The organism is Spirillospora sp. NPDC029432 (genome assembly GCF_040703975.1).
GTDB lineage: Bacteria > Actinomycetota > Actinomycetes > Streptosporangiales > Streptosporangiaceae > Spirillospora.
The window spans coordinates 20,834-31,759 of sequence record NZ_JBEZWH010000084.1; the positions used below are offsets into that span (position 1 = coordinate 20,834).

The following is a 10,926-nucleotide window of genomic DNA, read 5'->3' on the forward strand; positions in this document are numbered from 1 at the left end:
GTCACGAGAAGCGTCCGCCGCGCCCGCCAACCGTTCAAGACATCGGTCACAATGAGCGACAAACAGCCTTCAACCGGGCTTCGAGGAGGCCATGTGTCGATCGACGAGGGCGCGGACGGGGGCTGGCCGGGACGTTCTGCCGGCCGCCTGGACGAGGTGGACCGCGCGATCATCGCCGAGCTGCTGCGCGACGGCCGGATCTCGATGCGGGCCCTCGCCGAGCGCGTCCACATCTCCCGCGCCAACGCCTACGCGCGGCTCGCCAGGCTGACCGGCGACGGGGTGATCACCGGCTTCACCGCCGAGCTGGCGCCGGAGCGGGCGGGCCTCGGCACCAGCGCGTACGTCTCGGTGACCATCGAGCAGAACTCCTGGCGCGCGGTGTCGGCGCGGCTCCAGGACATCCGGTACGTCGAGCACTTCGCGATGGTCGGCGGCGACTACGACGTCCTGGTCCTGGTCAGGGCGCCGGACAACGCGGCGCTCAGGCGGGTGGTGCTGGAACGCATCCAGGACATCCCCGGCGTCCGCGCCACCCGTACCTGGCTGGTGTTCGACGAGGCCCGCGGCCGCGGCGCCGGCTGGGCGCCGCGGCCGGAACCACAGGAAGAATAAGGACGTCCGGGGTTACGCGAGCACCTCGTGGACCTCGCCGGAGAACATGACCCTGGAGGCGACGTCGTAGGTCGCCGCGTCCTCGCCCGCCGCCTTCATCTCCGGGCTGCCGAGCGCGGCGTTGAGGGCGTCCGCGTCCTCGAACCACAGCTCCGCGACCAGGTACGGCCCGTCGCCGCCGAGCGCCTGCGGCCGCGTGAGCGTGAACGACCTGATCCCCGGCAGGGCCCGCACGAGCGGCACGTGCACGCTCTCGTAGCGCTCGTCGAACTTCGCCGGGTCGGCGGGGGAGAAGTACTGGACGGTGAGGCGGTGCATGTCAGACCTCCGTTGGCTCGGTCGGCCAAGTCTTGGCCACGAGGGTGAGCACATCGTAGGTGGCGACCGCCGCGCCCTCCTGGTTGGCCACCACGGCGTCCCAGCGGACCTCCCCGTAGTCCGCGTTGCCGCGCGGGGTGATCTGCTTGACGGTGAGGGTCACGCCGATCGTGTCACCCGCCTTGACCGGCGTCAGGAAGCGGAGCGCGTCCACGCCGAAGTTCGCCAGGACGGGCCCGGGCGCCGGATCCACGAAGAGGCCGGCGGCCAGCGAGACGACGAGGTAGCCGTGGGCGACGATCCCGCCGAACAGCGGGTTGCGCGCGGCGGCCTCGGGGTCGGTGTGCGCGTAGAAGGTGTCGCCGGTGAACTCGGCGAAGTGGCCGATGTCGTCCAGCGTGACCGTCCGCTTCGCCGAGGCGATCGTGTCGCCGATCCGCAGTTCGGCGAGGGACTTGCGGAACGGGTGGACGTCCGCCTCGGTGCGCGCGGCGCCCGCCGTCCAGCGCCCGGTGACGGCGGTGAGCAGGTCGGGGGACGCCTGGACGGCGGTGCGCTGCATGTGGCGCAGGACGCCGCGGATCCCGCCGAGCTCCTCGCCGCCGCCGGCGCGTCCCGGCCCGCCGTGGACGAGGACGGGCAGCGGCGAGCCGTGCCCGGTCGACTCCGCGGCGTCGTCCCGGTCCAGGACGAGGACGCGGCCGTGCCAGGGCGCGAGCCCGAGCACGACGGACCGCGCGACGTCCGGGTCGTGGGTGACGACGGACGCGGCGAGGCTGCCCCTGCCGCGCGCGGCCAGCGCGACCGCCTCGTCCAGGCCGCCGTAGGTGAGGACGGTGCCCACCGGCCCGAACGGCTCCACGTCGTGCGGCTCGGCGGCGCCGGGCCGCGCGCGCAGCACGAGCGGGGTCATGAACGCGCCGCGCGCGGCGTCGCCGTCGAGCAGGGGCGCTCCCGCCGGGTCGCCGACGACGATGTCCGCGCTCGCCCGCAGCGCCTCGACGGCCTTGCGCACCTCGTCCCGCTGGCCGAGGCTCGCGAGCGCGCCCATCCGCACGTCCGGGTTGCGCGGGTCGCCGACGGTCACCTTCGCGAGGCGGTCGGCGAGCGCGTCGATGACCGGCCCGGCCATCGCCTCGGGGACGAGCACCCGGCGGATGGCCGTGCACTTCTGCCCGGCCTTGACCGTCATCTCCGTCACGACGCCCTTGACGAACAGGTCGAACTCGGGATCGTCCGGGCGGACGTCCGGACCGAGGACCGAGCAGTTGAGCGAGTCGGCCTCGACGCCGAGGACGACACCGCCGTCCAGCACGTTCGGATGGCGGCGCAGGATGCCCGCGGTGTGCGCCGAGCCGGTGAAGGCGACGGAGTCCTGGACGGTCAGCGCGTCGAGCAGCCCCTCCGGGCCGCCCGCGAGGAGCTGGAGCGTGCCCTCGGGCAGGATCCCCGACCCGATGATCTGCCGGACGGCCGCCGCGGCGAGGTACGCGGTCTGGCCCGCGGGCTTGACGATCGTCGGCAGCCCGGCGAGGAACGCCGGGGCCAGCTTCTCCAGCATCCCCCAGACGGGGAAGTTGAAGGCGTTGATCTGGACCGCGACGCCCGGCCTGGACGCGTAGACGTGCTGCCCGGCGAACGTGCCGCCCTTGCCGAGGCGCTCCGGGCCGCCGTCCAGGACGACGGTGTCGTTCGGCAGCTCGCGCACGCCCTTGCTCGCGTAGCTGAACAGGGTGCCGATGCCGCCGTCGACGTCGACCGCCGTGTCCCGCGCGGTGGCGCCCGTCCGGGTCGACAGCGCGTACAGCTCGTCCTTGCCCGCCGTCAGGTGCTTGGCCAGCGCCTTCAGCAACGCGGCCCGCTCGTGGAAGGTCAGCGACCGCAGCGCCGGGCCGCCGGTCTCGCGCGCGTGCCGGACCATCGCCGGGACGTCCGGGCCCCGGCTGGAAAGGCGCGCCACCTCCTCGCCGGTGGCCGCGTCGAGCAGCGGCTCCCCGTCGTCGGCCGGGCGGAACCATCGTCCGGCGGCGTAGCTCTCCAGCGGCCGTTCGCTCGCGGGCTCGCTCACGGTGTCTCCTCTCGGCGGGCGGGGCGTCGCCAGGGTGTTGCGCGGGACCGTCCTCCCGTGTCACGGTATTACTGACCGAGCGATAAGTAAATGAGTCCGACGTTCCGGAGGGACGATGACGACGCCGGCGGAGCAGGACCAGCGACGGGAACCGGATCGGGAACAGGAGGAGCGGCGCCAGGCCGCCTTCGACGCGACCATCGCGCGCAACGACCGCATCGAGCCGCGCGACTGGATGCCGGACGCCTACCGCCGGACACTCGTCCGCCAGATCGCCCAGCACGCCCACTCCGAGATCATCGGCATGCAGCCGGAGGGCGCCTGGATCGGCCGCGCCCCGTCCCTGCGGCGCAAGGCGATCCTGCTGGCCAAGGTGCAGGACGAGGCGGGCCACGGCCTCTACCTGTACTCGGCGTGCGAGACCCTCGGCGTCTCCCGCTCCGAGCTGACCGGGCTGCTGCTCGCCGGCCGGCAGAAGTACTCGTCGATCTTCAACTACCCGACGCCGTCGTACGCCGACGTCGGCACCATCGGCTGGCTCGTCGACGGCGCCGCGATCTGCAACCAGGTCCCGCTCTGCCGCACCTCCTACGGGCCGTACGGCCGCGCGATGATCCGCATCTGCAAGGAGGAGTCGTTCCACCAGCGGCAGGGCTACGAGCTGCTGATGACGATGATGCGCGGCACCGACGCCCAGCGCGCCATGGTGCAGGAGTCGGTGGACCGGTTCTGGTGGCCGTCGCTGATGATGTTCGGCCCGCCGGACGCCCACTCGCCCAACAGCGAGCGGTCGATGGCGTGGGGCGTCAAGCGGAACTCCAACGACGAGCTGCGGCAGAAGTTCGTCGACATGACCGTCCCGCAGGCCGAGGCGCTCGGCGTCACGCTCCCCGACCCCGAGCTGCGCTGGAACGAGGAGCGCGGCCACTACGACTTCGGCGAGCCCGACTGGGACGAGCTCGCCGCCGTTATCCGCGGCGACGGCCCGTGCAACGCCGAGCGGCTCGCGCACCGCCGCGCCGCCCACGAGGACGGCGCTTGGGTGCGCGAGGCCGCCACCGCGTTCGCCGAGGCGGGTGCCCGGTGAGCGCCGGGCCCGCGGGCGCGGACCGGCGGGAGTGGCCGCTGTACGAGGTGTTCGTCCGCGGCAAGCGCGGGCTCAACCACGTGCACGTCGGATCGCTGCACGCCCCCGACGACGCGATGGCGCTGCGGCACGCTCGCGACGTCTACACCAGGCGCAACGAGGGCGTGAGCATCTGGGTCGTGCGGGCCGACGCGATCACCGCGTCCAGCCCCGACGAGAAGGACCCCCTGTTCGCGCCGAACGGCGACAAGGTCTACCGGCACCCGACGTTCTACGAGATCCCCGGCAACGTCCCGCACATGTGAGAGGCAGGCCCCGATGAGCGACGGCCACGAGAGCGTCTTCGACGGCCTGGTCGAGGGCGGGGACTCCGCGCAGTGGGCGTTCGGCACCGACTTCGAGGACCCGCTGGCCGGCGTCGACACCGCCGTGCCGGCCGGCGCCGACCGCGCCGAGCTGGCCGCGTACTGCCTCATGCTCGGCGACGACGCCCTGATCATGTCGCAGCGCCTCGCGGAATGGTGCAGCCGCGCCCCCGACCTCGAGGAGGACATCGCGCTGGCGAACACGGCCCTCGACCTCCTCGGCCAGGCGCGCCTGCTGCTCGCCCGGGCCGCCGCCGCCGACCCCGGAATCGTCCCCGGCCTGCCCGAGGGCTCGCCGGTGCCGCCTGAGGACGCGCTCGCGTTCTTCCGGGACGCCGGAGCGTTCCGGAACGTGCGGCTCGCCGAGGTGCCGAACGGCGACTTCGCGCACGCCGTCGTCCGGCTGCTGCTGTTCTCGGTGGCGCGGCTCGCGCTGTTCGAGCGGCTCCGCGCGAGCGGTGACGGCGTGCTGGCCGCCGTGGCCGCCAAGGGCGCGAAGGAGGTCGCCTACCACCGCGACTGGGCGGGGCGCTGGTTCCTCACCCTGGCGCGCGGCACGGACGAGTCGCGCCGCCGCCTCCTCGCCGCGCTCGGCGAGCTGTGGCCGTTCCGGGAGGAACTGCTCACGCCGCACTCGGTGGAGCTGTCCCTCGCCCGGACCGGCGCCGGTGTCGATCCCGCCTCCCTCCGCGGCGAGACGGACGCCGTCCTGGACCAGGTGCTCGCCGTGAGCGGTGTCGACCGTCCCGCCGACTCCCCGCCGCAGCCGGCGGGCGCGGGGCGCGACGGCGAGCACACCGCGGACCTCGGCCTGCTGCTCGCCGAGATGCAGTCGGTCGCCCGCGCCCACCCGAGCGGGCGCTGGTGAACGCCCGGGAGCGGGCCGCCGAGGCCGCCGGGCGGGTGCGCGACCCGGAGATGCCGATGCTCACCCTCGCCGACCTGGGCGTCCTGCGCGGCGTCGAATTCGACGGCGACGGGGGCGACGCTGACGGCGACGGGGGCACCGTCATCGTCTCGATCACGCCGACGTACACCGGCTGCCCCGCCATGGCGACCATGCGGGACGACCTCGTCCACCGGCTGAACGACGCCGGTTTCCCCCGCGTGGAGGTGCGGATCGCGCTCTCCCCGCCCTGGTCCAGCGACTGGATCTCCGAGCGCGGCCGGGCCGCCCTCCGCGAGGCCGGGCTGTCGGCGCCCGGCCCCGCCCCCCGCCCGGCCCCCGGGCCGGTGCCGCTCACCCTCGGGCCCGCCAGGACCGCCCCGCCCTGCCCGCGGTGCGGCTCGGCGGCGACCCGGCTGACCTCCGAGTTCGGCTCCACCGCCTGCAAGGCCCTCTACCGCTGCACCGGCTGCCTCGAACCGTTCGAGCACGTCAAGGAGATCTGACCATGACCACGCTCGCGCCGCGCGCCGCGCCCGCCCGGCCCGCCGCGTTCCACCCGCTGACCGTGGCGGCGGTGGACCGCCTGTGCGAGGACGCCGCGGCGATCACCTTCGCCGTGCCCGCGGAGCTGCGCGAGGCGTACGCGTTCAAGGCGGGGCAGTCGCTCACCCTCCGCCGCTTCGCCGGCGGGCGGGAGGAGCGCCGGTCGTACTCCGTCTGCGCGCCCGCCGGGGAGCCGCCGCGCATCGGCGTCCGGGAGATCCCCGGCGGGCTGTTCTCGTCCTGGCTCGTACGCGAGGTGAGGCCGGGCACGCGGATCGAGGTCGGGCCGCCCACCGGGTCATGGCAGGCCGATCCGGCGCGGGGGGAACGGCACCTGTGCGTCGCGGCCGGATCCGGGATCACCCCGATGCTGTCGGTCGCGTCCACCGTCCTCACCCACCCCGAGGCGCAGGTCTCGCTCCTGTACGGGAACCGGACCAGCCGTACCGTGATGTTCACCGAGGAGCTCGGGGACCTCAAGAACCGGTACGGGCCCCGGCTCCAGACCGTCCACGTGCTGTCCCGCGAGCCGCGCGACGCCGAGCTGCTGTCCGGCCGGCTCGACGGCGACCGGCTGCGCCGCCTGCTGACCGGCCTGGTCCCGGTCGAGGTGTTCGACCACGTCTGGCTCTGCGGGCCGCTGGCGATGGTGGAGGACGCCCGTGCGGTCCTCGCCGGCCTCGGCGTCCCGGCCGACCGCGTCCACGTCGAGCTGTTCTACGTGGACGCGCCGCCGCCGCGGCCGCGCCGCGAGGACGGGCCGCCGCCCGGCGCGACCACCGAGCTGACCACCGTGCTCGACGGCCTCCGCACGACCGCGGCCGTCTCCCGCGAGGCGACGCTCCTCGACGGCGCCCAGACCGTCCGCGCCGACCTGCCGTTCGCCTGCAGGGGCGGGGTCTGCGGGACGTGCCGCGCCATGGTCCGCGAGGGCGAGGTCGACATGCGCCGCAACTACGCCCTGGAACCGGCGGAGGTGGACGCCGGATTCGTCCTGTCCTGCCAGACGTTCCCGGCCGGCGACCGGGTGACCATCGACTTCGACGCCTGAGAGCGGGCCGTGGCCGGGCGCCGGAGCCGGCTCAGCACTCGTGCCGCGCCAGCCCGTCGAACGCGATCGCGGTGATCGCGCCGGCGACCGCGGCCGTGTCGTACGCGCCGTCCGGCCGGTACCACTCCACCAGCGAGTTCACCATGCCGAACAGCAGCCGGCTCACCAGGGCCGGCGGCACGTCGTCGCGCAGCGCGCCCTCCGCGACCGCGTCCGCGACGAGCGCGGCGAGGCGGTCGTCGAGCCAGCGGCGCCGCTCCAGCGCCGCCAGCTCCACCTCGCTGTTCCCCCGCACGCGCAGCAGCAGCGTGACGGACGGCTGGTGCGCCACGAGCACCTCGACGCTGCGCCGCACCACGTCCCGAAGGCGGCCGTAGGCGGTGCCCCCGGCGTTCCCGGCGCCGCCGGCGCCCTCCCGGGACGCCTCGGTCACGACGGCGGTGAGCTCGTCTAGCGCGTCGTCCAGCGCCTGCCCGAGCAGCTGCTCCTTGCTGGTGACGTGGTGGTAGATGGCCGGCTTGGTCAGCCCCAGCTCCTTGGCCAGGTCCCCGACGCTCGTCGCGTCGTACCCCTTGCGGTTGAACAGCTCCACCGCGGCGCGCAGGATCGCCGTCTGGTCGTAGCCGGGACGGCCGCGGCGGCGGCGCGGCGCCGGTCCGGCGGGCCCGGTCGTCGTCATCCGTGCAGCATCTCACGCGCCCCGCCGCGGCCCGCTGGCATGCCCGCCGCCCGCACCTCCGCGCGGTGTCACCGTCCGGTCACACTACGATCGAATCAATGAGCCCTCAGAACTCCTGGGACGCGCCCAACCCCTGGGACTCCTCCGACCCCGGCACCACCGTGCGACCGCTGGAACCAGACGATCCCGCGTCCGTCGGCGAGCACCGGCTCCTCGGCCGGCTCGGCTCGGGCGGCATGGGCGTGGTCTACCTGGGGCTGGCGCCCTCCGGGCGGAAGGTCGCCGTCAAGGTGATCCTCCGGGAGATGGCCGACGACCCGCGGTTCCGCGCGCGGTTCGGCACCGAGGTGGCCAGCGCGCGCCGCGTCGCGTCCTTCTGCACCGCGCGGGTGCTCGACCACGGCGAGGCGGACGGCCGCCCCTACCTGGTCACCGAGTACATCGAAGGGCCCTCCCTCGCCGGCTACCTCGACGCGCACGGCGGCTTCCCGGCCGACGCGCTGCGCGGCCTCGCGGCGGGGGTGGCGACCGCGCTGACCGCGATCCACGCCGTCCGGCTGGTGCACCGCGACCTCAAGCCGCGCAACGTGCTGCTCGCGGCCGACGGGCCGCGCGTGATCGACTTCGGGATCGCCCGCGCGCTGGACTCCGACGACCAGCACACCCGGACGGGCGCCGTCGTCGGCAGCCCCGGCTACCTCGCTCCGGAGCAGGCGTTCGACGGGCCGATCGGCACCGCCGCCGACGTCTTCGCCTGGGGGACGCTCGTCGCGCACGCGGCCACCGGGCGCAACCCGTTCGGCCACGGGTCGGCGCTCGTCCTCGCCGCCCGCGCGCACCAGGCCAAGTACGAGCTGTCGGGCGTACCGCAGGACCTCCTGCCGCTGGTCCAGGCAGCCCTGGACCCGGACCCGGCCCGGCGGCCGAGCGCCGAGGACCTGCTCGTCCGGCTCGTGGGCGAGCGGTCGCCGCAGGAGGCGGCCGGCGACCTGATCCAGGACCACTGGCGCCCCGGGCCCGTGCCCGCGGCGGCCGCCGTACCGGCCGCCTCGCCGTCCACGCAGCCCGGCGGATCGGCGGGAACGGTCCAACCGCGCCCGTCGATCCGCCGGACGTGGGGCGTGGCGACGGTCGCGTCCGCGCTGACGGCCGTGGTGGTGCTCGGGGTGACGGCCGCAGCGGCGTACGCGCTCAGCCGGGACTCCGGCGGCGACCGGCGCCCCCCGGCCACGGCCGCCGCGGACCCGTCGCGGGCCATGCCGGCTCCCGGGTCCGCCTCACCGGCACCGGGCAGGCCCGCCGGCCCGGCCAAGCCCAGCGCCAAGCCGAAGCGCAGCACGAAGCCGACCGTCACGGTCACGCGCCCCACCAAGCGCTGGCGCGACGTCGGCGGCCTGCACCGCATGGCGGCGTACTGCGCGGCACTCGGCTACAAGAACTCGGTCTCCTACTCCGAAGGAGGCCGCAAATGGTGGTGCCAGAGCGAGGGAGGCGACCTCCGCCGCGTCGACTTGCAGGCGTCCTGCCGGTGGCACTACCGCGGCTACGCCAGGGTCCGCGTCGTGCAGCGTCCCGGGCCGCCGTACGAGGTCCAGTGGGTCTGCCAGGCCCTGAAGTGAGCCGCGCACAGGTCATGAATCCGCCGCGGCGGCGCGCTCCAGCTCGTCGACGCTTCCGGACATGATCGTGCGCAGGTGCGCGGTGATGCGTTCCAGCGGCCAGTCCCACCAGGCCACGGCCAGCAGGCGGGCGATGTCGCCGTCGCCGTAGCGGCGGCGGATCACGCGGGCCGGGTTGCCGCCCGCGATGGCGTAGTCGGGCACGTCGTCCACGACGACCGAGCCGGACGCGATGATCGCGCCGTGGCCGATGCGGACTCCGGGCATCACCGTGGTCCGGTAGCCGAGCCAGACGTCGTTGCCGAGCACGGTGTCGCCCCGCGCCGGCAGCCCGGTGATCAGGTCCATGTGCCCGGCCCAGGAGCCGCCCATGATCGGGAACGGGAACGTCGAGGGGCCGTCCATCCGGTGGTTGGCGCCGTTCATGATGAACCGCACGCCCTCGCCCAGCGCGCAGAATTTCCCGATGACCAGCCGTTCCGGCCCGTAGTGGTAGAGCACGTTGCGGGTCTCGAACGCGGTCGGATCGTCCGGGTCGTCGTAGTACGAGAACTCCCCGACCTCGATGAGCGGCGAGGTGACGAGCGGCTTGAGCAGCACCACCCGCGACTGTCCGGGCATCGGGTGCAGGACGGTCGGATCGGCGGGGACGGGAGAGGTCACGAATCACTTCCCTCACTATTGCGACATTTGATGCATTAAGATGCTGCCATGGAGCCGTCCCCTACGCAACCGGATGACCTGCGATGACCTCCGCCGAAGACGATCCTGAAGGCGCCCCCGCCGCCCGTCGCCGCCCCGGGGGCCGTACCGCCCGCGTCCGGGCGCAGGTGCTCGACGCGGTCCGCGCGGAACTCGGCGAGCACGGCTATGACGGGCTCACCATGGACGCCGTCGCCGCCCGCGCCGGCGTGCACCGCGCGACGGTGTACCGGCGGTGGGGCGACGTCGGCGGCCTCCTCGCCGACGTCCTCGACGCGGCGGGCGACGACGGCTGGCGGCCCCCGGACACCGCGTCGCTGGAAGGCGACCTGACGGCGCTCAACCAGGAGATCCAGGACGCCATGGCCGCCGAGCCACCGGTCATGGCGGCCCTGATCGCCGCCTCGTTCCGCTCCGAGAAGGCCGCGGCGGCCCAGCGGCGGCTCTGGGAGGACCGGTACGCCCGCTGCGAGATCGTCGTCGCCCGGGCCGTCCGGCGCGGCGAGCTCCCGCCCGGCACCGACGCCCGGCGGCTGCTCATCGCGGCCACCGCGCCGCTGTACCACCAGCTGGTCCTGCTCCGCACGCCGCCGGACCCGCTCCTGCCCGCCCAGGCGGCCAGGACCGCCGCCCTCGCCGCGGCCGCCGGCGCCTTCGCCGGACCGCCGCCGGCCGGGGACGCCTGACCGCCGGCGAGGTACGGCCCGCCGTACCGGATGATCTCCAGTAGGCCGGATCGCCCGGCGTCGCCGCCGCCCCTAGCCTGTTCCGATCGGACCGCGCTCCGGGCGCGCCGACCGACTCTGGAGCGAGGCCCCCTTATGGACGATCGGTTTCGTACGGCACCGGACGAGGACGCTCTGATCGTCCCCGGCTCATGGTTCCGCGGGCTGTATGACGGAGAACGGCCTCGCCCAGGCCCGCGCCGCGGCCCGCGCGATCAAGGACATCGACGCGATCGTCACCTCCCCCCTGCGCCGCTGCCGCGAC

General features: G+C 74.6%; 13 protein-coding genes. 9 read left to right on the forward strand and 4 right to left on the reverse strand.

What is annotated here, in order from left to right:
* Positions 1 to 93: 93 nt before the first annotated feature.
* Complete coding sequence (locus tag AB0881_RS37195; RefSeq protein WP_366624905.1) at positions 94 to 615, forward strand: Lrp/AsnC family transcriptional regulator; 522 nt, start codon at positions 94 to 96, stop codon at positions 613 to 615.
* A gap of 12 nt (positions 616 to 627) precedes the next feature.
* On the opposite strand, the gene AB0881_RS37200 is transcribed toward AB0881_RS37195, so the two are convergent.
* Entirely contained in the window at positions 628 to 933 is a 306-nt protein-coding gene (locus AB0881_RS37200) for an EthD family reductase (protein WP_366624907.1), read from the reverse strand.
* A 1-nt stretch (position 934) separates the two neighbouring features.
* Positions 935 to 3,001, reverse strand: coding sequence for a phenylacetic acid degradation bifunctional protein PaaZ (gene paaZ, locus AB0881_RS37205; protein ID WP_366624909.1), 2,067 nt, complete (start codon positions 2,999 to 3,001; stop codon positions 935 to 937).
* Positions 3,002 to 3,116: 115 nt separating this feature from the next.
* Between paaZ and paaA the strand changes: the two genes are divergently transcribed.
* The 5 genes from paaA to paaE are packed head-to-tail and all read left to right on the forward strand — an operon-like array spanning position 3,117 to position 6,936.
* Positions 3,117 to 4,088 (forward strand): 1,2-phenylacetyl-CoA epoxidase subunit PaaA, encoded by a 972-nt coding sequence (paaA, locus tag AB0881_RS37210; RefSeq protein ID WP_366624911.1) that lies wholly within the window; start codon positions 3,117 to 3,119, stop codon positions 4,086 to 4,088.
* Positions 4,085 to 4,393: a 1,2-phenylacetyl-CoA epoxidase subunit PaaB gene (gene paaB / locus AB0881_RS37215; RefSeq protein WP_366624913.1), complete on the forward strand. Its 309-nt coding sequence runs from the start codon at positions 4,085 to 4,087 to the stop codon at positions 4,391 to 4,393. The genes paaA and paaB overlap by 4 nt, the downstream gene beginning before the upstream one ends.
* Positions 4,394 to 4,406: 13 nt before the next feature.
* A complete protein-coding gene (gene paaC / locus AB0881_RS37220) occupies positions 4,407 to 5,321 on the forward strand; it encodes a 1,2-phenylacetyl-CoA epoxidase subunit PaaC (protein ID WP_366624915.1) in 915 nt (304 codons plus the stop codon).
* Positions 5,318 to 5,845, forward strand: coding sequence for a 1,2-phenylacetyl-CoA epoxidase subunit PaaD (gene paaD, locus AB0881_RS37225; RefSeq protein ID WP_366624917.1), 528 nt, complete (start codon positions 5,318 to 5,320; stop codon positions 5,843 to 5,845). The genes paaC and paaD overlap by 4 nt, the downstream gene beginning before the upstream one ends.
* A gap of 2 nt (positions 5,846 to 5,847) precedes the next feature.
* Positions 5,848 to 6,936: a 1,2-phenylacetyl-CoA epoxidase subunit PaaE gene (gene paaE / locus AB0881_RS37230; protein WP_366624919.1), complete on the forward strand. Its 1,089-nt coding sequence runs from the start codon at positions 5,848 to 5,850 to the stop codon at positions 6,934 to 6,936.
* 31 nt (positions 6,937 to 6,967) lie between these two features.
* Here paaE and AB0881_RS37235 read toward each other — a convergent pair whose 3' ends face one another.
* Positions 6,968 to 7,615, reverse strand: a complete 648-nt coding sequence (locus AB0881_RS37235) for a TetR/AcrR family transcriptional regulator (RefSeq protein ID WP_366624921.1) — start codon at positions 7,613 to 7,615, stop codon at positions 6,968 to 6,970.
* Between the two features lie 98 nt (positions 7,616 to 7,713).
* Between AB0881_RS37235 and AB0881_RS37240 the strand changes: the two genes are divergently transcribed.
* On the forward strand, positions 7,714 to 9,234 hold the full coding sequence (locus AB0881_RS37240) for a protein kinase (protein WP_366624923.1): 1,521 nt from the start codon (positions 7,714 to 7,716) through the stop codon (positions 9,232 to 9,234).
* Positions 9,235 to 9,246: 12 nt separating this feature from the next.
* On the opposite strand, the gene AB0881_RS37245 is transcribed toward AB0881_RS37240, so the two are convergent.
* Positions 9,247 to 9,897 (reverse strand): CatB-related O-acetyltransferase, encoded by a 651-nt coding sequence (locus tag AB0881_RS37245; protein ID WP_366624924.1) that lies wholly within the window; start codon positions 9,895 to 9,897, stop codon positions 9,247 to 9,249.
* Between the two features lie 83 nt (positions 9,898 to 9,980).
* Between AB0881_RS37245 and AB0881_RS37250 the strand changes: the two genes are divergently transcribed.
* The gene (locus AB0881_RS37250; RefSeq protein ID WP_366624926.1) at positions 9,981 to 10,622 is read left to right on the forward strand and encodes a TetR/AcrR family transcriptional regulator; all 642 of its coding nucleotides are present in this window, start codon (positions 9,981 to 9,983) and stop codon (positions 10,620 to 10,622) included.
* A 208-nt stretch (positions 10,623 to 10,830) separates the two neighbouring features.
* The coding region (locus tag AB0881_RS37255) for a histidine phosphatase family protein (RefSeq protein WP_366624930.1) at positions 10,831 to 10,926 on the forward strand (96 nt) is incomplete at its 3' end.

Bases quoted from the DNA above. Each gene is read 5' to 3' on its own strand.
- AB0881_RS37200 (WP_366624907.1), bottom strand. From the start codon at position 933: ATGCACCGCCTCACCGTCCAGTACTTCTCCCCCGCCGACCCGGCGAAG.
- paaC (WP_366624915.1), top strand. From the start codon at position 4,407: ATGAGCGACGGCCACGAGAGCGTCTTCGACGGCCTGGTCGAGGGCGGG.
- AB0881_RS37235 (WP_366624921.1), bottom strand. From the start codon at position 7,615: ATGACGACGACCGGGCCCGCCGGACCGGCGCCGCGCCGCCGCCGCGGC.
- paaE (WP_366624919.1), top strand. From the start codon at position 5,848: ATGACCACGCTCGCGCCGCGCGCCGCGCCCGCCCGGCCCGCCGCGTTC.
- paaA (WP_366624911.1), top strand. From the start codon at position 3,117: ATGACGACGCCGGCGGAGCAGGACCAGCGACGGGAACCGGATCGGGAA.
- AB0881_RS37240 (WP_366624923.1), top strand. From the start codon at position 7,714: ATGAGCCCTCAGAACTCCTGGGACGCGCCCAACCCCTGGGACTCCTCC.
- AB0881_RS37250 (WP_366624926.1), top strand. From the start codon at position 9,981: ATGACCTCCGCCGAAGACGATCCTGAAGGCGCCCCCGCCGCCCGTCGC.